The sequence below is a fragment of the Streptomyces europaeiscabiei genome (assembly GCF_001550375.1).
GTDB classification, from domain to species: domain Bacteria; phylum Actinomycetota; class Actinomycetes; order Streptomycetales; family Streptomycetaceae; genus Streptomyces; species Streptomyces europaeiscabiei.
Window position 1 is genome coordinate 1 of the sequence record NZ_LRTR01000252.1, and the last position, 19,225, is coordinate 19,225.

Below are 19,225 nucleotides of genomic sequence, written 5' to 3' on the forward strand. Positions count from 1 at the left end.
ACGGGTGGGCGCAGACCGGGCAGGCGCGGCTGGCCCCCTGGCCGCGAAGGCCTGTGGGGGCTGCGGGGGCTGCGGGGGCCTGCGGGGGTAATGGGGCATCGCCGCTGCCCCAGCACCCCCGTGTTCTCCCCCGGCGCCTCTACCCGAGCGTCCCCCACCGTCTCCCCCGGCGCCCTACCCCAGCGTCCCCACCGTCTCCCCCAGCACCCGGGCCGCTCGCTCCGTGTCCTCGAACGTGACGTAGAGGGGGGTGAAGCCGAAGCGGAGGACGTCGGGGTGGCGGAAGTCGCCTATGACGCCCTGGTGGATGAGGCGTTTCATCACGTCACCGGCGTCGTCGCAGCGCAGGGCGATCTGGCTGCCGCGTTCCGCGTGGGCGGTCGGCGTGAGGCACTCGACCCGGCCTTCGGGGACGTACGCCGATACGCAGCGCAGGAAGAAGTCCGTCAGGGCGAGAGACTTGGCGCGGACCGACTCGATCGTCACCCCGGCCCCGCTCACGACCCCGGTCCCGCTCACGACCCCGGCCCGACTCACGACCTCAGCCCCACTCGCGACCTCAGCCCCACTCACGACCTCAGCTCCGGCGTGTGTGGCGAAGCCGCCTCCCCTGCCGCCCCCGTACCAGACGTCAAGTGCCGCCTCCAGAGCCAGCATTGACAGGATGTCAGGCGTGCCGACCCGGCCCCGCGGCGCGCCCGTCGTCGGCTCGTACGACGGGTGCATGGCGAAGGGCTGGGCATGGGAGGTCCAGCCGGGGAGAGGGGAGTCGAAGCGGGGCTGGAGGTCTTCGCGGACGTAGAGGTACGCCGGGGAGCCGGGGCCGCCGTTGAGGTACTTGTAGGTGCAGCCGACCGCGAGGTCGACCCCGTGTTCGTCGAGGCCCACGGGGAGAGCGCCCGCGCTGTGGCAGAGGTCCCAGACGGCGAAGGCGCCGGCCTCGTGGATCGCCGCCGTCAGGGCGGGGAGGTCGTGGAGGCGGCCCGTGCGGTAGTCGACATGGTTGAGGAGTACGGCGGCCGTACGGTCGCTGAGGGCCGCCGGGACCTCCGCCGGGGTCACCGGGCGCAGTGTGCGGCCGGTCATGCGCGCCGCGGACTCGGCTATGTAGCCGTCCGTCGGGAACGTCGTCGCGTCGACCAGGATCTCGTCGCGGCGGCCGTCACCGTCCTCGTCCGCCATGCGTACCGCCGCCACGACCGCCTTGAAGACGTTGACACTCGTGGAGTCGCCGACCACGATCTGGCCGGGCGCCGCACCCACCAGTGGAGCGATACGGTCGCCGATCCGCTCGGGCGCGGTCCACCAGCCGCTCTCGTCCCAGGAACGGATGCGCAGTTCGCCCCACTCGCGGTACACGACATCCGTGAGCCGTCCGGGGACCGACACCGGCAGCGCGCCGAGCGAGTTGCCGTCGAGGTACACGGCGTCGTCGAGGACGAAGCGGGCGCGCAGGCCGGACAGTTCGTCGGCCGCGTCCAACTCCCTTGCCTGGGAGGTCAGTTCAGTGCTGAGTGCGGTGAGTTCAGACATGGGAGCGCGCCGTCCACAGCTCGGGGAAGACGTTCTTCCGGGCGCGCTTCTCCAGCCAGGCCACGCCGGCGGAGCCGCCCGTGCCGGCCTTGGAACCCATCGAGCGGCGGGTGGCGACGAGGTGGTCGTTGCGCCAGCGCCAGACGAGTTCGGCGACGTCGGTCAACGCCTCGCCGAAGCGGGCGAGTTCGTGGTCCGGGTCGCCGGAGTACAGCTCGGTCCACACCTCCTCGACCTCGGGGGAGGGCTCGTAGCGCTGGGAGACGTCACGGCGTACGACGGAGTCGGGGATCGCGTGGCCGCGGCGGGCCAGCAGCCGCAGGACCTCGTCGTAGAGGCTCGGCTCGTGCAGCGCCTTCTCCAGCTCGGCGTGGACGCGGGGGGCGCCCCGGTGCGGGACGAGCATGGAGGCGGACTTCTCACCGAGCAGGAACTCCATCCGGCGGTACATCGCCGACTGGAAGCCGGAGCCCTCGCCGAGGGCCGCGCGGTAGGAGTTGAACTGGCCGGGAGTGAGCTGGCCGAGGGGCTTCCAGGAGGCGTTCAGGGCCTCCAGTTCGCGTACGGAACGCTTCAGCGCGTCCTTCGCGGTCGCCACGTCGTCATTGCGGATCGCGGCGGTCGCGGTCTCCCACTCGTGCACGATGACGGTGAACCACAGCTCCATGACCTGGGTGGTCACCAGGAAGACCATCTCGCCGGGGTCGTCGGAGAGCGGGTGCTGGAGGTGGGTGAGAACGTCCGCCTGGACGTAGTCCTCGTACGGGGTGGTGCCCTGGAAGTCGAGATGCGGGGTCTCGGGCTCCGAAGCCTCGTGGGGCTGAGCCGGAAGCGACATCGCTGTCTCCTGCTGTGTGCTCCGGGTAGCGGTCCGCCCCTGCCGAATTCCGACACGGGGGCCCCGGTCCCCACCCGCATAGTCGGCGATACCACCCCCGCACCGCAAGGTCCGCCTGGTCACACCAGGCGGACCTGCACGAACAAGGCCTTCGGATCAGCCGAATGGGCGCGCCGCCCGGCCGGTGTGGGCCGCCCGGCCGGTGTCTGTGCAGCCCGGTCGGCCGGTGTCTGTGCAGCCCGGCCGCATGACGCGCCGCCCAGCCACCTAGCCGGGCCGCTCAGCCGCATGACCGCGCCGCCCACCCACGTAGCCGGGCCGCTCAGCCGCCGAGTGTCCGGGTGCCGTCAGCCGAGAGTCCGGGCCGTTCAGCCGAGTGTCTGTGCCGCCGTCGCGGAGGAGTCCTTCAGGAACTGGGAGCAGCGCTCGTACTCCTCCTGCTCGCCGATGTCTCCGGCGGCGCGGGCGAGGGCGTGGAGGGCGCGCAGGAAGCCGCGGTTCGGCTCGTGCTCCCAGGGGACGGGGCCGTGACCCTTCCAGCCGTTGCGGCGCAGGGAGTCCAGGCCGCGGTGGTAGCCCGTACGGGCGTAGGCGTACGACTCCACGACGCTGCCCCGCTCGTACGCGTCGTCGGCGAGCTGGGCCCAGGCGAGGGAGGAGGTGGGGTACTTGGCGGCGACCTCGGCCGGGGGTGTGCCGTTCGCGAGGAGCTCGCGGGGTTCCGGGTAGTCGGGGAGGTGCGTCGGGGGCGGGCCGCCGAGGAGGTTCTCGTGAATCGTCATGGGTTCCAGTCTGGCCCATGTGTGGGGTTGGGTCCGCCGGGTGGGGGGTGGGGGGCTGGAGCTGCTGGCCGGTAGAGGTTCGGTGCCGGGTGTCAGGACGGGATTCTCGCCCCCGCCGCCCCTACCCGTCCCATCCCCACCAGGGGCTGTGCCCCTTCGACCCCCGTGGGCGCCCAAGAGCTCGGGGAAGGCTGTGGGCGGGCGGGTGCGGGTCCGTCGTGGTTGCTCGCGCAGTTCCCCGCGCCCCTGGGAAAGCAGGGGCTGCGCCCCTCGCTTTCCCAGGATCGCTACTTCTCCGCCGTCTCCCCTGGCTGCGTGCCCTCCAGCGGCGGAGCCGTCACGCAGCCGTGTGTGCGGCATTCGGGGTGGTGGCAGTCGGGTGCGGGGCGGCGGACCGTGGCGTAGGCCAGGGCCGAGGCGATGAGGAGGGCGAGGGCGCACACGGGCATGGCGGTGTCGAAGGCGCTGTCGAACTGGGCGGGTGAGCGGTACGCCTCCGGGCCCATGCCGGCGATCAGGGGGAGCGCGGCCACGGCCAGGAGGCCTGCCGCTCGGGCGGCGGCGTTGTTGATGCCGCTGGCGAGGCCCGCGTGGTCGGTGGTGACGGAGGCGAGGACGGTGGCGGTCAGGGGGGCCACGAGGGTGACCATGCCGAGTCCCATGACCAGGAGCGCGGGAAGGACGTCGGTGGCGTACACGGCGTCGGGACCCACGCGGAGCATCAGCAGGACACCCGCCGCGCACAGCAGCGGGCCGACGGTGAGAGGGATGCGGGGGCCGATGCGTTCGCCGAGGGCGCCCGCGCGGGCGGAGAGGAGCAGCATCAGAACGGTGATGGGGAGGAGGGCCGTGCCCGCGCCGAGGGCCGAGTAGCCGGAGACCACCTGGAGCTGGAGCGCGGCGAGGAAGAAGAAGCCGCTGAAGGCCGCGTACACGAACAGGGTGACGATGTTGACCGCCGTGAACTGGCGGGACGCGAAGATGTCCGGCGGCATCATGGGGTCGGGGCGGTGGCGTTCGACGTGGATGAAGGCCACGGCCGTCGCCACGCCGGCGAGTGCGGTGACCGCGACCGCGATCGTGCCCGTTCTGGCCTCGATCAGCGCATACGTGATGAAGGCCAGGGACGCGGCTCCGAGTACGGCACCCAGGATGTCGAAGCCCCGGTCGTGGCTGCGGCCGTCCGCGGATTCCGGTACGTGGCGGGCGGCGATCGGGACGCAGAGGAGGGCCAGGGGCACGTTCAGGAGGAAGACCCAGCGCCAGCCGGGGCCGTCGACCAGCCAGCCGCCCAGGAACGGGCCGACGGCCGCGCCCATGCCGCCGAAGCCGGACCACAGGCCGACCGCCCTCGCGCGGTCGTCGGGGTGGAACGACGCCTGGATGAGGGCCAGGGAACCGGGGGTGAGGAGGGCGCCGCCGACACCCTGGAGGGCTCGGGCGGCGATCAGCACGCCGCCGTTCGGGGCGATGCCGCACAGGAGTGAGGCCGCGGCGAACCACACCACGCCCACGACGAACACCTTGCGGCGGCCGAAACGGTCGCCCAACGCGCCGCCCAGGAGGATCAGGCCGGCCAGGGTGAGCATGTACGCGTTGACGGTCCACTGGAGGGCCGCGAGGTCGGCGTCCAGGTCGAGGCCGATACGGGGCAGGGCGACGTTGACGACCGTCGAGTCCAGCATGGCCATGCTGGAGCCGAGCACCGTGGTCAACAGGATCCACTTGCCCTGGGGCGAGGCCAGGCGTACGTCGGCCATGGTCGGAATCATCCCGCGGCGGGGACGAATGGGCCAGGTGTGCGGGTGAGCCCGTCGAGCGGCACGTGCCCTTGGCTGTGAGGCCGGAGGGTGGGGGTGAGGCCGGACGGTGGCAGTGCAGGCGGACGGTGGGAATGCGGCCGGACGGTGGCAGTGCAGGCGGACGGTGGGAATGCGGGCGGACGGTGCGGGCGAGGGCGCGGTCGGTCGCGCGGCCCGGCGCTGACGGGGTGCCGTTGCGCCCACGCGTGCCGCCCCAGGCCGCACGACTGCCCACAGCCGGACCAGCCGACGGAGCTATCCCCGGTGCCCCCAGTACCCCCAGTACCCCCGGCCGCACGACTGCCCGCAGTCGCATGTGCGGCTGCGGGCAGTTGCGGTGGTGTCGCCGGGGCGCACCGGGCCGGGCGGCGGGGCCGTCCCGGGTCGGTTACTTGATCTTCGTGCCCGCCGAGCGCAGGTTGCCGCAGGCCTCGACGACGCGGGCCGCCATCGACGCCTCCGCGAGCTTGCCCCAGGTGCGGGGGTCGTAGGTCTTCTTGTTGCCGACCTCGCCGTCGATCTTCAGGACGCCGTCGTAGTTCTGGAACATGTGGGCCGCGACCGGACGCGTGAAGGCGTACTGGGTGTCGGTGTCGATGTTCATCTTGACGACGCCGTTCTCCAGCGCGGTACGGATCTCCTCCTCCGTCGAACCCGAGCCGCCGTGGAAGACGAAGTCGAACGGGGACTCCTTGCCGAAGCGGGCGGCGACGCCCTCGTTCAGCTGCTTGAGGAGGTCGGGGCGCAGGACGACGTTGCCCGGCTTGTAGACGCCGTGGACGTTGCCGAAGGACGCGGCCAGCAGGTAGCGGCCCTTCTCGCCCAGGCCCAGCGCCTCGGCGGTGCGGATCGCGTCGTCGACCGTCGTGTAGAGGGAGTCGTTGATCTCGTGGGAGACGCCGTCCTCCTCGCCACCGGTCGGGGTGATCTCGACCTCAAGGATGATCTTCGCGGCGGCGGCGCGGGCGAGGAGTTCCTGCGCGATGGAGAGGTTGTCCGCGAGGGTCTCCGCCGAGCCGTCCCACATGTGGGACTGGAAGAGGGGGTTCGCGCCGCGCGCGACCCGCTCCTCCGACACCGCGATCAGCGGACGTACGTAGCCGTCCAGCTTGTCCTTCGGGCAGTGGTCCGTGTGCAGCGCGACCGTGACGGGGTACTTCTCGGCCACGATGTGCGCGAACTCGGCCAGGGCGACGGAACCCGTCACCATTTCCTTGCTGTACTGACCGCCCAGGAACTCGGCGCCGCCGGTCGAGATCTGGACGATGCCGTCGCTCTCCGCCTCCGCGAAGCCGCGCAGCGCGGCGTGCAGCGTCTGGGTCGAGGTCACATTGATGGCCGGGTAGGCGAACTTGCCTGCCTTCGCCCGGTCGAGCATCTCGTTGTAGACCTCGGGGGTTGCGATGGGCATGGTCCGCTCCTTGTATGTGCGGGTGGCGTTGTGCTTACGAGCCCTGACCTAGGGTTGCGACGTCATCGTCGGCCCCATCCTTCCAGACGGGACCCGATGCTCCGGCCAGGGTGTCCAGAACTGTTCGGTAACCCCTGACCTTGGTGTTCTTATCTGCGGATGGGCCTCAATCGAGGCACGACGCGCTCAGTCGAGGCCCAGTTCGTCCTTGGAGAACGCGAAGCGGTACGGGACCCCTGCGCCCTGCTCGATCTTCTCGGCGGCGCCGGTCGCCCGGTCGACGATGGTGGCGACGGCGACGACCTCGGCACCTGCCGCGCGCACGGCCTCGACGGCGGTCAGCGGGGAGCCGCCGGTGGTGGAGGTGTCCTCGACGACGAGTACGCGGCGGCCCGCGATGTCCGGACCCTCGACCTGCCGCTGAAGTCCGTGCGCCTTGGCCGCCTTGCGGACGACGAAGGCGTCCAGCCTGCGGCCCCGCGCGGCGGCGGCGTGCAGCATGGCGCCGGCGACCGGGTCGGCGCCCATCGTGAGCCCGCCGACCGCGTCAAAGTCGAGGTCGGCGGTCAGGTCGAGCAGCACCTGCCCGACCAGCGGGGCGGCCTCACCGTCGAGGGTGACGCGGCGCAGGTCGACGTAGTAGTCCGCCTCCAGACCCGATGACAGGGTCACCTTGCCGTGCACCACGGCCTTGTCCTTGATCTGCTGCAGCAAAGATCCACGTACGTCCACGTCAGTCATGGCAGCCAGCTTAAGGGGCCCCTAATGTCCCCTTACCGGCTGTCCGTCTACAGGCGCCGCCAGGTCCAGGTCGTCGTGGCTTCGAGGGGGTCGATGGGGGTGACCAGGCGGGGGTGGGTGTTGAGGCCGTTCGGCGGGCCGGTCTGCGGCTCGACGCAGACGGCCTCCGCCTGCTCGTCGTAGAGCACGACCCACTCCTCGCGGGAGGCGACCTTCAGCTCCAGCCGTTCCGGCCAGGTGAGGGTGACGTCGACGCCACCGGGCATGCCGAAGCAGTCGTCCCAGGGGCCGGGCTTGGGGTCGAGGCGGTTGCCGGTGGGGAGGTGGTCCGCGCCGCGCTCCTCCTGCCAGGCGGGCGTGAAGTCGATCCGTACGTCCTCGCCGCCGCCGGCCAGGCTCCGGTTGAACCAGGGGTGCCAGCCGATCTGGGCCGGGAAGGAGGAGTCGTGTGCCTCCACGGACATGGTGAGGGTGAGGGCGTCCGGGGTGAGGGTGACCACCTGGGTGACGCGGCCGGGGTAGGGCCAGGGCTCGACGAGGTCGTAGGTGAGGACGGCCTCGGTGCCGCCATGGCTCGCGACGCGCCAGGCTCGCTCGCGGGTCGTGCCGTGGATGGCGTGGGGCGGGGCGTTGAGGGGCATCTGCTGCACACTGCCGCCGTCGCGGAACCGTCCGTCGCGGATCCGTCCGCACCACGGAACCATCGGGAAGCAGCCGAACCGCTCGCCCTGCCGCAGCAGTTCGACCCCACCGACCCTCAGGCCCGCCACCCGGCCACCGTTCCCCGGCGCCAGCACCGCCTCCGCGTCACCCGCGGCCAACGTGATCTCTTCGCTACTCACCCCTCGACCCTACTGGCCCACCCCACCGAGGAGTTGCCGGACCACGCTTCCCGTGAGGGGGCGGCACAGCGGAGAGCGACTTCGGCGGAGACGGGCCCGGGATGGGGCGTGCCGGCCGCACGGCGGTGTGGGTCGTTCTCCTCCACGCTGCGGCGTCGTCGAGTTCGATGACGTGCCTGGTCCGTACGGCGGTCAGGGCCCTCGGGCGGTGCGTCAGCGGCGTTTGCGGAGGGCGCGGGTCACGATGATGGCGGAGGCGACGGCGAGGGCGGCTGCGGGGGCCGCCCAGCGGAGGGTGGCGCTCGCGGAGACGGGTTCGGGGGCCGGGACCGGGGCGTACCGGCCGCGCGGCGGTGTGTGGTCGACCTCCTCCGCACTACGGCCGATCATCGTCCGGCGCGCGTGCGCGGCCTCCGCGGGCGGCTCACCCCCGGCGACGAAGTCCTCCTCGGCGAAGGGGTCCAGCGCGGACGGCGGGACCTCTGCCTCGAAGACGGAGGCGGGCGGCTCGTCCTCGACGGGGGCCGGGGGCTCGCCCTCCTCCCGACCTTGCTCGTCGGCGGCTTCACCTTGCTCGTCAGCGGCTTCGGGGGATTCAGCGCTTTCAGAGGCCACGTCGGCGTCAGCGGCACCCACGGCTTCGCGGGCCTCGGATCCGGAGGCCTCGGCTTCGGGGGCGTCGGCTTCGGAGGCGTCGGCTTCGGAGGCGTCGGCTTCGGGGGCCTCGGATCCGGCCGTGGGCTTCGGCTCGGTCTCGGCCGTCTTCCCCAGGTTCTCCGCGAACCGCCCCAGCAGCCGCGTCACCGCCGAGGACACCGAGTCGGCCGGCAGTTCGGTGATGCGGCCGTCGGCGGTGGCTGTGCCGGTGCAGGTGAGGGTGGTGCCCTCGGTGGCCGGGGTGAGGCGGAGGGTGAGGGTGAGATTCACGGCGCCGGTGCCGCGGGCCTCGGTGGCGTCGCCCTCCACGGCGTAGGAGCCGTCGTCCTGGGCGGTGACGCGGAGGGTGCCGCGGTAGGTGATGGTGTGACCGGCGACGCGTACCTTCACTCGGCCGGCGACGGGCGGGGTGCCCACGTCCTGCTGGAGCCCGGGGACCGCTCGGGCCACCCGTTCGGGGTCGGACAGCGCCTCCCGGAGGCGGCCGACGGGAACCGGAACGAACACCTCATGCTCCATGGAAACCGAGCCTACCCAGGTGGCACCGCGCCGCACCCGTACATACGCGTTATTGCTCGTATTCCGCCCCACGCGGCCCCACGCATCCCGCGCACCCCGCACGTCCCGCACACCCCTCGCGGATCCACCTGATCCATCCCGCCCGATACGGCCTATGCGGCTCATGCGGCTCATGCGGCTCATACGACCCATGCCACCTCGCGCCCCGCACGGCTCAGCCGGTGTACCTCGGGTGCACCAGCGTCGACGGCTGCAGGCCCCGTACTCGGTCGGCGGCGTCGAGGAGCGTGGCGCCGGTACCGAGGTCCGGTGATGGGCGTCGGCCGGCGTCGGGCCGGGTCGCCAGGACGAAGCCCCAGTCGTGGGGGGCGCGTGAGGTGTGGGCCGTGCGGTCGGGGCCGGTGACGAAGCCGGGGGCGACGGCGGTGACCCGGTAGGGCGTGGTGTGCAGCCCGGTGGCGCGGACGGTGGCGTCGACCGTCCAGAAGACCTGCCGCCGGGACGACACCGGGCCCGCGTGCACCACCATGCGGCCGTCGGGGGCCAGGACCTCACGGGCCAGGCCGTAGAACTCCTGCGAGTAGAGCTTGGTGCTCGCCGTGATGCCGGGGTCGGGAAGGTCCGAGATCACGACGTCGTACGGCTCCGTCGGGCGGACGCCGCGCAGCCAGGCGAAGGAGTCCTCCGTGAAGACGTGGACGCGGTCGTCGGCGTAGGCGTGGTCGTTGAGGGCGGAGAGGGCGGGGTCCGTGCGGGCCAGACGCACCACGCCCGCGTCGAGTTCGACGACGTCCACCCGGCGTACGTCGTCGTCGCGGAGCACTTCGCGGGCGGCGAGGCCGTCACCGCCGCCGAGGACGAGGACACGGGCATGGGGGCCCGCGTTCATGGCGGGGTGGACGAGGGCCTGGTGGTAGCGGTGTTCGTCGCGGCCGCTGATGCGCAGGCGGCCGTCGAGGAAGAGGGAGAGCGGGCGGCCGTCCCTGCCGCCGGTGAGGACGACCTCCTGGACGCCGGTCTGCAGCGCGACCCGTACGTCCTTGCCGTACACCGCCCGCCGGGCGGCGCGCTCGAAGTCGTCGACGTGTACGGCGGCGGCGGCGAGGAGACCGAGAACGGCGAGGTTGGTGACCAGGAGCAGCCAGCGGGCCCGGCGGGTCATGTCGTGGCGGAACAGGCCGAGGACGAGGGCGCCGCCGACGAGGACGTTCACCGTGCCGGTGAGCAGGGCGCCGGTGAGCTGGCCGAGCCAGGGCAGGAGGAGGAAGGGGAAAGCCAGGCCGCCGACCAGCGCGCCCACGTAGTCGGCCGCGAACAGGTCGGCGACCGCGCCGACCGCGTCCTGCCGGCGGATGCGCTGGATCAGCTCCATCAGCAGCGGGACCTCGGCGCCGATGAGCAGGCCGATGGCCAGGGAGAACGCGACGAGGAGGTAACGGGAGCCGCTCGCCCACATACCGCCCCAGTCGCCGGTCCAGGCGAACGCCGCGTACAGCGCCAGGGCGCTGCAGCCACCGACGAGGGCGAGGGCGGCCTCGATCGCGCCGAAACCGAGGGCCGCGCGGGGGCGGAGGCGTTTGGCGGCGAGGGAGCCGATACCCATGGCGAAGACCATGACCGAGAGGACCACGGAGGCCTGGGTGACGGAGTCGCCGATCAAGTACGAGGCGAGGGCGACGAGTTCCAGTTCGTACACGAGTCCGCAGGCGGCGCAGACGAAGACGCCGGCGAGGACGAGGAAGCGGCCGATTCCCGGGCGGACCGGTAACCAAGCCTGGGCACCGGGGCCTCCGTGGCCGCGCCAGGGGGGAGGGGCGCCGGGGGGTGCGGGGGCGTGCGGCTCGATCACTCCTGGCACGCTACCGTCACGGTCGCGCTCCGCTGGGTCACCCACACGGGTGGTCTGCGACGCTTCGCCGGGTGCCTAATCGCTCGGAGGTTCGGGTGCGTTGGCGGGTGCGGGTGCGTGAGGGCTGGTCGCGCAGTTCCCCGCGCCCCTGAAAAGCAGGGGCTGCGCCCCGTGCTTTCAGGCCCGCAGGGGCCTGGCCCTTCAGGGGCGCGGGGGAACTGCGCGAGAAGCCCCACCGGGCCCGCACCCGACCATTCACAGCGGCACCGACACCCTGACCCCGACCCTCGTTCTCGTCGCGACCAGTTGCCCGTCCTGGGGATACGCGTGCCACGTACGCCAGTGGACCTGGCCTTCGTGTCTCTGCGCGAGCATCGCCGTGAAGGCGTGGGGGCTGCCGGGGAAGACGCCTGCCAGGCCGTGGGGATGGTCGGAGACGAGGGCCAGGAGCTCCTGGGCGCGGCCGGCGAAGGAACCCGGTGACAACACCTCGACGCGGGCGGCGAATTCGTACTCCCAGTCGCCCACACGTTTGGCCACACCGAGCGGGAGGGGCGTGCTGGACCCCGGGATGCAGGCGACCGTCTCCGAACAGTGGCTGCCCTGCTCCTCCTCCAGGAGTACCTGGTGGGACGCGCCGAGCAGTCGCAACTGCAGCTTCGCACCGGTGAGTTCGAGATCGAGCGTGGCGAGCGCGGGCAGCGGTTCCCGCCCCAGGGCCCAGGCGAGGTCTGCCGCGCGCGTGTCGGTGTAGGCGGTGTTCAGGGTCGTGAGCATGGATCGGCTCCGCAGCGACGCAAAGAGAAGAGGAGTGGGTCCGGCGCACCCCGATCGGCACCGGGAATCGTGGGCCCGGTCAGCCAGGTCGGGTGAGGACGACGTCCCAGTCGGTCCGGTCAGCCGCGTCAGGCCTGCCGGGAGGGACGTCCGGGGGCTGCGTTGGCGATTTATAGGGAATCATGAACTGTGGCGCCACCACAGCGTTTTTACCCAACTTGACGTGGTTTCCATCCCCCCGAGGGCTGCCCAGCTCAACTGTTCAACCAGGCGTACGCCCTGTCGGTCGACATGCTTCCCGCGCGCCCACCGAGCCGGGCGCGCGAACCCCGGGAAGCGCCCACCGGACAACCGGGCCCAACCGGCGTACTCAGGCGTGAACAGAAATCACACCCGTGCGCCGCCCGAACGTGCAGCGGGCATGCGGGCATGCGGGCATGCGGGCACGGCTAGCCGGGCGTCTGCCCCGTCCGGTCGGCATCACACACGCGAGCGCCCGCCGGGAGGTTCGTCCCGGCGGGCGCTCGTGTCGTGGAGCTCGGCTGCCCCGTGTCAGCTGCCTCCACCGCATCCGCCCCCGCCACCACCACCGCAGGAGGAACCGCCACCGCAGGACGAGCCGCTGCTGCTGCCGCACGACGACGAACTGCTGCTGCCGCAGGACGAGCCACCGCCCCCGGACGACGAACCTCGGTCGTCGCCCGACGAGGAGTGGGACGACCCGCTGTCGCCGACGCCCGCGGCGCCCAGCACCCACCAGCTGTTGTCGCTGTTGCTCGAGCTGTTGCTCGAACTGCTGCCGCTGCGGTGGGCACTGCGGTGGGCGCTGCCGCCTCCGCGTCCGCCCGACGAGCGGCGACGTGCGGCCGCCCGCGCCGCGCGCGTCCTGCGGTGGCTGACGACACCGATCACCGTCATGAGACCGACCACCGTCACCAGGATGAAGCCGATCACCGCGATCGCGTTCATGGCGTCACCCTCCCCTCTTTCGTCTGAGTCCCCCGAAGCGACCCCCCGTGGGTGCCTCGCTCACTTGTGTGTCGCGGGATTCCCCCGCCACCGACCGCTCAAGCAGAGTTGAGCAAGTCCAGCGCTTGTCGGTACGAATCGGTCCAGAGTGCGAGGCAGACGAACGGCAGAACGCCGAGCGTGTGGAGCACACGACCACCGCTCAGTCCCCTCCGCCGCCGCAGCCACCGCCGCCGCAGGAGGACCCGCCCCCGCACGACGCACCACCCGACGAGCCCCCGCCGTCCGCCCACCAGCTGCGGCTGCGGCGCCCGTCGCGACGGACGGAACGCCTGCGGGTTCTGACGAGGATCACCGCGATGACAACGGCCCACACTCCCCAGGCGATGAACACCAGTCTGAGGTTTTCGTCCACTCCACCCCCGCCCCTCTCCCTTTCCGCGTCGCGCGGTCGTGGTCAGCTTCCGCCGCCGCCGCAGCCGCCGCCACCGCCACAGGAGGACCCGCCCCCGCAGGACGAGCCACCTCCGCACGACGATCCACCCGATCCACCGGACGATCCGCCATTCGCCCACCAGCTACCGCGCCGCCCTCGGCGCCTGGCAGTCCTGCCGGCTCGGACGGCGACCGCCAAGCCGATGAGGAGCACCACTCCCATGGCCACGAGTACCAGGATGAGGTCGTTCTCCACGATGGCTCACCCTCCCCTCTTGCTTGCCTGTGTCCCCCGAAGCGACCCCCCGTGGGTGCCTCGCTCACTTGCGTGCCGCGGAGATGCCCCCGCCGCGGACCGCTCAAAGCCGAATTGAGCAAGTCCAGAGGTTTGTCGGCTGTGCGGCGTTCAGCTTCCGCCGCCGCAGCCACCACCGCCGCCACCGCCACCCCCGCCACAGGAGGAACCGCCGCCACAGGACGAGCCACCCCCGCAGAACGAGCCACCGCTCCCGTGGTGGGACGACCCGCCGTCCACCCACCAGCTGTGCGAGCGCCGACGGCCCCGCTGCGAACCGCGACCGGCCTTCGAGACGGCGCTGATCAGAATGACCGCGCCCATGAAGAGGAAGAAGAAGACCTCCATCTCGGCACCTGCCTTTCGTTCCCCCTTGCAGACCCCCCGTGGGCCGTGCGTGACGTGGGGATGCCCTCGCGTCTCATCGCTCAAAGCCGAGTTGAGGAAGTCCAGAGGTTCGGCGCAGGATGACGGCCATGACCTCCAGCTCAAGCCCCGCCCGCACCCCTCGTCCGCCGCTCAACCGGCGGCTCGCCGAGTTCGGGACGACGATCTTCGCCGAGATGTCGGCACTCGCCCTGCAGACCGGGTCGATCAACCTGGGCCAGGGTTTCCCGGACACCGACGGCCCCGAGGAGATCCGCGAGGCCGCCGTACGGGCGTTGCGCGACGGCCGGGGCAACCAGTACCCGCCGGGGCCGGGCGTTCCCGAGCTGCGCGCCGCGATCGTCGACCACCAGCGACGGCGGTACGGGCTGGCGTTCGACCCGGACACGGAGGTGCTGGTCACGGCGGGCGCCACGGAGGCCATCGCGGCCGCGCTGCTGGGGCTGCTGGAGCCGGGCGACGAGGTGGTCGCCCTGGAGCCGTACTACGACTCGTACGCGGCCTGCATCGCGATGGCGGGCGGGACGCGCGTACCGGTGACGCTTCGGCCGTCCGAGGGGTCCGGTGAGGGAGTCGCGGAGCGGCGCTTCCGGCTGGATCTCGACGAGCTGCGGGCCGCCGTCACCGACCGGACGCGGCTGCTGTTGATCAACACACCGCACAACCCGACCGGCACCGTCCTCACCCGTGCGGAACTGACGGCGATCGCCGAGCTGGCCGTCGAGCGGGATCTGCTGGTGGTGACGGACGAGGTGTACGAACACCTGGTGTTCGACGACGCCGAGCACGTTCCACTGGCGACCTTCCCCGGTATGCGGGAGCGGACCGTCACCATCGGGTCCGCGGGCAAGACCTTCTCCTTCACGGGGTGGAAGGTGGGCTGGGTGACGGCGGCGCCCGCGCTCGTGACGGCCGTGCGCTCGGCGAAGCAGTACCTGACGTATGTGGCGTCCGGGCCGTTCCAGTACGCCGTCGCCGAGGCGCTCGCGCTGCCGGACAGCTACTTCGAGGCGTTCCGCGCGGACATGCTGGCCAAGCGGGACCTCCTGGCGACGGGGCTCTCGGACGCCGGTTTCGAGGTGTTCCGGACGGCCGGCACGTACTTCATCACCACCGACATCCGCCCCCTCGGCGAGACCGACGGCTTCGCCTTCTGCCGTGCGCTGCCGGAACGGGCGGGGGTCGTCGCCATTCCCAATGCGGTCTTCTACGACCACCGGGAGATGGGCGCCCCCTTCGTCCGGTTCGCGTTCTGCAAGAGGGACGACGTTCTCCACGAGGCCACCAGCCGCCTGCAACGCCTGGCGTTCTGAGCGCACACCTCGGGTGCGTGGAGGCGTCGATGCCCGGCCTGTCCTTCGACCGCGGCTTCAGGTCGGTGGCAAGAAAGAGGCACAGGTTGTTAGTTGAGGGCCGTGTTCCTGCTTGTGCCTGATGCCAAGAAACCACGGGCTCCGAACTGCCAGGACCCTCGTCCACGAGCTGGGCCAGAATCCCATGTGAGCCGGTGAGGAGAACGATCGGCCGTTAGGTTCGCGGACATGGCCACTCGCACAGCAGCGCCACCGACGGCGCCCTCCACAAGCTCAGTGCCCCTCGCGATCAGCGTCCGGGACTTGCGCATGCGTTACGGAGCACGCGAGGTGCTCGACGGCGTGGACCTGGACGTGCGGCGAGGGGAAGTACTGACGCTTCTCGGGCCCAACGGCGCGGGAAAGAGCACCACGATCGAGATCCTCGAGGGGTTCCGGCGCCGGTCCGGCGGTCAGGTCAGCGTGCTGGGAGCCGATCCGGACGACGTCTCGGACGCCTGGCGCTCCCGGATCGGGATCGTCGTCCAGTCCTGGCGGGACCACGCACGGTGGCGGGTGGGCGAACTGATGGAGCACTTCGCCCGCTACTACCCGAACCCGCGCAGCCCGGGGGAACTGCTCGACGCGGTTGGTCTGACCGCGCAGGCGAAGCAGGAGTGCCATCGGCTGTCGGGCGGCCAACGCCGGCGGCTCGACGTCGCCCTGGGCATCATCGGCCGCCCGGAACTGCTCTTCCTCGACGAACCGACCACCGGATTCGACCCCGAGGCACGGCGTGACTTCCACAGTCTGATCGAGCGACTCAGCGAGGCGGAGGGCATGACCATCGTGCTCACCACACACGACCTCGCTGAGGCGGAACGGCTTTCCGACTCGATCGCCATCCTGGTGGGCGGTCGGCTCATCGCCTCCGGCCCCGTGGAAGGACTCGCCGCAGAGATCCAGGCCGACGCCGAGGTCCGCTGGATCCAGGACGGCGAACGCCGAAGCCGGCTCACGGCCGATCCTTCACAGGTGGTGTGGGAGCTGCACCACGAGTTCGACGGTCCCATACCCGGCCTGGAGGTGCGCCGTCCGACGCTGGAGGACACCTATCTGGGCGTGCTGCGTCAGGAGAACGCATGATCAGCCGTCAGTCCGTTTCGGTGGGCCTGCATCGTGGGCGCGTGGAACTCCGGCAGATGACGCGCAGCCCGCGTGAGTACGTGGGGCACCTCACCAATCCGGCCTTCTTCCTCCTCACGGCCTCGCTCCAGGACGGCACCATCCCCGGCAGCACCGTGGACTCGTCCCGCATGGTCGTCGCGGGCGGCATCGCCTCGATGCTGCTCTTAGTCGCTGTGTCCTGGCTGCCCCAGCAGCTGGCCAACGACCGTGAGGACGGCACGATGCTGCGCCTGCGCGGTACGCCCGGCGGCCTGTCCGCGTACATCGTCTCGAAAACGCTCACGGTCACCGTGGTGGCCACTTTCTGCGCTCTGCTGCTTCTGGTCGGCGGTGCGTTGTTCACCGGTTCCGGCTTCCCACGCACGCTCGCCCAGTGGAGCACGCTGGTGTGGGTACTCGCCCTCGGGCTGGTCGCCCTCGCCCTGCTCGGAGCAGCCGTGGGCGCATTGCTCCCCAACCCGCGCCAGGCGCTCGCGTTGGTGATGATCCCCGTGCTCGGTCTGCTCTTCGTCTCCGGTGTCTTCTTCCCGGTCACGAGCATGCCCAGGTGGCTTCAGATCGTCGGTGAGATCTTCCCGCTGAAGTGGATCGCGCAGGGCGTCCGGTCCTCGATGCTCCCCGACAGCGCACTGGTCGCCGAGACGGCTGGGAGCTGGCAGCACTGGGAGACCGCGGGGGTGCTGGTCGCCTGGATCGTCGTCGGCCTGCTGATCACCCCGCGTCTGCTGCTCAGAGCCTCACGCCGGGAGTCGGGCAGCCGCCTTGCGGCCCGCCGCGAGGCGGTCGGGCAGCGCTCCTACTGATGGAACGACCGATTTCGACGGAGGGATTGGCGACCGCTGTGGCCACCTCGAACAACACCAGCATCATGTACCCGGTCATGCCGACCGACATCGGGCAGGTCCTGCCCTTCGGCCGTCTGCTTCAGCGCCGTGGTTCGGGACGGCTGTGGATCGGCCAGTCCCTGCGGCTGGACACCCACCAGATCTTCGCGGCCCTGGCAGGCACGGGCGTACGGGTGCCCATGGGCAGCGGCGTGACGCTCGCGCCCCTCCGCCATCCCTACGACGCCGCCGTCCAGGCGCGTTCCGTGGCCGCGCTCTCCGGTACTCCCTATGTCGCGGGCATCGGTCCGGCGACACCCGAGTTCCAGCAGTCGCTGCTGGGCTCGGCGTACGGCAAGCCCCTCACCGCCATGCGTGAGTACGTCACCGTCATGCGCGGCCTCCTCCAGGGCGAGGTGGTCCGCTACGAGGGTGAGTACCACTCCCTGGAGGCGCAGCTCTTCTCCTTGGAGGCGCCGCCGGTCGAGATCGGCCTGGGGGTTCTGCGACCACGCATGGCAAGGATGGCGGGCGCGGTCGCGGACATCGCGGTGACGTGGATGACACCCGCGGGGTACATCGGGGACACGCTGCTGCCGGCCCTGGCCGACGGGGCCGCCGAGACGGGACGCAAGACACCGCGCGTGGCGACGGTCGTCCATGTGGCGGTGGCCCGCCCGGGGCGCGACATCCGTCTCACCGCCCTGTCCGGAGCGGGCGCTCATCTGCGCGCCGAGCACTATACGGACATGCTGCGGCGCGGCGGTGTGGAGGCCTATCCGGACAACCCGGAGGCGGGTGCGGACGCGCTGGTCGAGGCGGGTGTGTTCGTCACCGGAACGCCCGACGAGATCGCGGCGGAGCTCGACCGCTACCGGCGCCACGGTGTCGACGAGGTCGTGCTCAATCCGGCCGGAGTCCTGAACACCGAGGGGCTCGGCGCCACCATGACGGACCTTCAGGACATCTTCGCCGCAGTGGACCGGCGCCGTGGCTGAGTTCATGAGCGGGGGCGCACACGCCGGGGTGTCGGGAGGCACGCCCCCTGCTTTCGGCGCCCGGAAGCTGCTGTTCGTCGGGACCGGCGCCATCGGCGTGATGTTCATGCCGATGTGGGTCAATTGGGTACGGACGGCCTACCCCGACATCGAACTGCGCTGCGTGGTGACGCGCTCCGCCGAACGGTTCGTCACCCGTGCCGCGCTCACCGCGTTCGCCGGCGCCGACGTGCTCCAGGACGTGTGGTCCGACGAGCCGGAGACCGGTGCCCGGCATGTCGAACTGGCTCACTGGCCCGACGCGATCGTAGTGCATCCGGCGACATTCAACTTCGTGGGCAGACTCGCTGCCGGCGCCGCCGACACGCCTGTCCTGCTTGCTCTCCAGTGCACGAGCGCACCCATCGGTATCGCCCCGGCGCTGCCGCCGGGCGGGGCCGGCTCCCCGGCGTACAGACAGCATGTGGAGACGCTGGAGAAGCGCTCCAACGTGGTTGTGGTCCCACCACAGCCCGGCTTCAGCGTGACGACCGGCCGTATGGACGCCTCCGTGGCCACGCCGCTGCCCGAGGTCTTCCGCGCCGTCGAGAGTCTGCGAACGCGACACAGTCGGGAGGCGGCCACCGCAACCGCCGGTCCCCCGCAGGGAAGCGCCCGGTGACGGCCACGAGGGACGGCGTGGTGGGTGAGTTCGCCGAACCCCCGGTCGAGCAGTTCGCCACCGGCTTCCAGCGCACGTCCGTACACCGAGTCGACAACGGCTATGTGCTGGTCCGCAGGCCGGGCAGCCACCGGCCGACTCCGCTGAAGCTGCCCCCTTCGGAGGCGCTGGCCGCCCTCCGGGCACTGCGAACCGCGGAGGTGCGCCTGGTCCTCCCGGAGGCCGTGGACGACTCACTGCACTACCTCGTCCCGGGGACCGGCGTGGCGGCCAAGCTCTCCGTGCCCGGTGCCTGCAACATTCCGAACGCGCATGTGGCTTCCGCACTGCACGGGACGGGCGTGGCGCTCAGGCGACTGCACGCCGAGATTCCCGTATCAGCCGGCCGGGCCGGCCCGCCCGGCCCGGCCCGGCTCGCCGCCTGG

17 protein-coding genes are annotated in these 19,225 nt (G+C 71.4%); 6 read left to right on the forward strand and 11 right to left on the reverse strand.

Annotation, left to right across the window (positions count from 1 at the left end):
• Positions 1 to 174: 174 nt before the first annotated feature.
• The 11 genes from AWZ10_RS12275 to AWZ10_RS50115 all read right to left on the reverse strand — a co-directional run bounded on the left by AWZ10_RS12275 (position 175) and on the right by AWZ10_RS50115 (position 12,720).
• Positions 175 to 1,533 (reverse strand): kynureninase, encoded by a 1,359-nt coding sequence (locus AWZ10_RS12275; RefSeq protein WP_060891076.1) that lies wholly within the window; start codon positions 1,531 to 1,533, stop codon positions 175 to 177.
• Positions 1,526 to 2,371 carry a tryptophan 2,3-dioxygenase family protein gene (locus AWZ10_RS12280; protein ID WP_060891077.1) on the reverse strand — a complete coding sequence of 282 codons (846 nt, stop codon included), beginning with the start codon at positions 2,369 to 2,371 and terminating at the stop codon, positions 1,526 to 1,528. The genes AWZ10_RS12275 and AWZ10_RS12280 overlap by 8 nt, the downstream gene beginning before the upstream one ends.
• Positions 2,372 to 2,739: 368 nt before the next feature.
• The gene (locus AWZ10_RS12285; protein ID WP_046709700.1) at positions 2,740 to 3,153 is read right to left on the reverse strand and encodes a DUF3151 domain-containing protein; all 414 of its coding nucleotides are present in this window, start codon (positions 3,151 to 3,153) and stop codon (positions 2,740 to 2,742) included.
• A gap of 287 nt (positions 3,154 to 3,440) precedes the next feature.
• The gene (locus AWZ10_RS12290) at positions 3,441 to 4,913 is read right to left on the reverse strand and encodes an MFS transporter (protein ID WP_060891078.1); all 1,473 of its coding nucleotides are present in this window, start codon (positions 4,911 to 4,913) and stop codon (positions 3,441 to 3,443) included.
• A 430-nt stretch (positions 4,914 to 5,343) separates the two neighbouring features.
• Positions 5,344 to 6,366 carry a class II fructose-bisphosphate aldolase gene (gene fbaA / locus AWZ10_RS12295; RefSeq protein WP_046708733.1) on the reverse strand — a complete coding sequence of 341 codons (1,023 nt, stop codon included), beginning with the start codon at positions 6,364 to 6,366 and terminating at the stop codon, positions 5,344 to 5,346.
• A gap of 186 nt (positions 6,367 to 6,552) precedes the next feature.
• Entirely contained in the window at positions 6,553 to 7,107 is a 555-nt protein-coding gene (pyrE, locus tag AWZ10_RS12300; protein WP_046708732.1) for an orotate phosphoribosyltransferase, read from the reverse strand.
• A gap of 47 nt (positions 7,108 to 7,154) precedes the next feature.
• Entirely contained in the window at positions 7,155 to 7,949 is a 795-nt protein-coding gene (locus AWZ10_RS12305; protein ID WP_046708302.1) for an aldose epimerase family protein, read from the reverse strand.
• A 213-nt stretch (positions 7,950 to 8,162) separates the two neighbouring features.
• Complete coding sequence (locus tag AWZ10_RS12310) at positions 8,163 to 9,125, reverse strand: SRPBCC family protein (RefSeq protein ID WP_244172471.1); 963 nt, start codon at positions 9,123 to 9,125, stop codon at positions 8,163 to 8,165.
• Between the two features lie 214 nt (positions 9,126 to 9,339).
• Positions 9,340 to 10,974, reverse strand: a complete 1,635-nt coding sequence (locus tag AWZ10_RS12315; protein WP_060891080.1) for a polyamine aminopropyltransferase — start codon at positions 10,972 to 10,974, stop codon at positions 9,340 to 9,342.
• A 255-nt stretch (positions 10,975 to 11,229) separates the two neighbouring features.
• On the reverse strand, positions 11,230 to 11,751 hold the full coding sequence (locus tag AWZ10_RS12320) for a DUF2617 family protein (protein ID WP_046709831.1): 522 nt from the start codon (positions 11,749 to 11,751) through the stop codon (positions 11,230 to 11,232).
• Positions 11,752 to 12,303: 552 nt separating this feature from the next.
• A complete protein-coding gene (locus AWZ10_RS50115; protein WP_046709830.1) occupies positions 12,304 to 12,720 on the reverse strand; it encodes a hypothetical protein in 417 nt (138 codons plus the stop codon).
• A 1,197-nt stretch (positions 12,721 to 13,917) separates the two neighbouring features.
• Here AWZ10_RS50115 and AWZ10_RS12330 point away from each other — a divergent pair.
• The 6 genes from AWZ10_RS12330 to AWZ10_RS12355 all read left to right on the forward strand — a co-directional run.
• Complete coding sequence (locus AWZ10_RS12330) at positions 13,918 to 15,150, forward strand: pyridoxal phosphate-dependent aminotransferase (protein WP_060891081.1); 1,233 nt, start codon at positions 13,918 to 13,920, stop codon at positions 15,148 to 15,150.
• 309 nt (positions 15,151 to 15,459) lie between these two features.
• Positions 15,460 to 16,275, forward strand: coding sequence for an ABC transporter ATP-binding protein (locus tag AWZ10_RS12335; RefSeq protein ID WP_060891082.1), 816 nt, complete (start codon positions 15,460 to 15,462; stop codon positions 16,273 to 16,275).
• 41 nt (positions 16,276 to 16,316) lie between these two features.
• On the forward strand, positions 16,317 to 17,120 hold the full coding sequence (locus AWZ10_RS12340; RefSeq protein ID WP_244172472.1) for an ABC transporter permease: 804 nt from the start codon (positions 16,317 to 16,319) through the stop codon (positions 17,118 to 17,120).
• Positions 17,121 to 17,158: 38 nt separating this feature from the next.
• Positions 17,159 to 18,139: an LLM class flavin-dependent oxidoreductase gene (locus AWZ10_RS12345; protein WP_279616625.1), complete on the forward strand. Its 981-nt coding sequence runs from the start codon at positions 17,159 to 17,161 to the stop codon at positions 18,137 to 18,139.
• Entirely contained in the window at positions 18,132 to 18,800 is a 669-nt protein-coding gene (locus AWZ10_RS12350) for a flavoprotein (protein WP_208618487.1), read from the forward strand. The genes AWZ10_RS12345 and AWZ10_RS12350 overlap by 8 nt, the downstream gene beginning before the upstream one ends.
• Positions 18,797 to 19,225: hypothetical protein (locus tag AWZ10_RS12355; RefSeq protein WP_159058253.1), on the forward strand; the 429-nt coding region annotated here is incomplete at its 3' end. The genes AWZ10_RS12350 and AWZ10_RS12355, both read left to right, overlap by 4 nt.

Bases quoted from the DNA above. Each gene is read 5' to 3' on its own strand.
- fbaA (WP_046708733.1), bottom strand. From the start codon at position 6,366: ATGCCCATCGCAACCCCCGAGGTCTACAACGAGATGCTCGACCGGGCG.
- AWZ10_RS12280 (WP_060891077.1), bottom strand. From the start codon at position 2,371: ATGTCGCTTCCGGCTCAGCCCCACGAGGCTTCGGAGCCCGAGACCCCG.
- AWZ10_RS12320 (WP_046709831.1), bottom strand. From the start codon at position 11,751: ATGCTCACGACCCTGAACACCGCCTACACCGACACGCGCGCGGCAGAC.
- pyrE (WP_046708732.1), bottom strand. From the start codon at position 7,107: ATGACTGACGTGGACGTACGTGGATCTTTGCTGCAGCAGATCAAGGAC.
- AWZ10_RS12310 (WP_244172471.1), bottom strand. From the start codon at position 9,125: ATGGAGCATGAGGTGTTCGTTCCGGTTCCCGTCGGCCGCCTCCGGGAG.
- AWZ10_RS12275 (WP_060891076.1), bottom strand. From the start codon at position 1,533: ATGTCTGAACTCACCGCACTCAGCACTGAACTGACCTCCCAGGCAAGG.
- AWZ10_RS50115 (WP_046709830.1), bottom strand. From the start codon at position 12,720: ATGAACGCGATCGCGGTGATCGGCTTCATCCTGGTGACGGTGGTCGGT.
- AWZ10_RS12335 (WP_060891082.1), top strand. From the start codon at position 15,460: ATGCGTTACGGAGCACGCGAGGTGCTCGACGGCGTGGACCTGGACGTG.
- AWZ10_RS12290 (WP_060891078.1), bottom strand. From the start codon at position 4,913: ATGGCCGACGTACGCCTGGCCTCGCCCCAGGGCAAGTGGATCCTGTTG.
- AWZ10_RS12330 (WP_060891081.1), top strand. From the start codon at position 13,918: ATGACGGCCATGACCTCCAGCTCAAGCCCCGCCCGCACCCCTCGTCCG.
- AWZ10_RS12285 (WP_046709700.1), bottom strand. From the start codon at position 3,153: ATGACGATTCACGAGAACCTCCTCGGCGGCCCGCCCCCGACGCACCTC.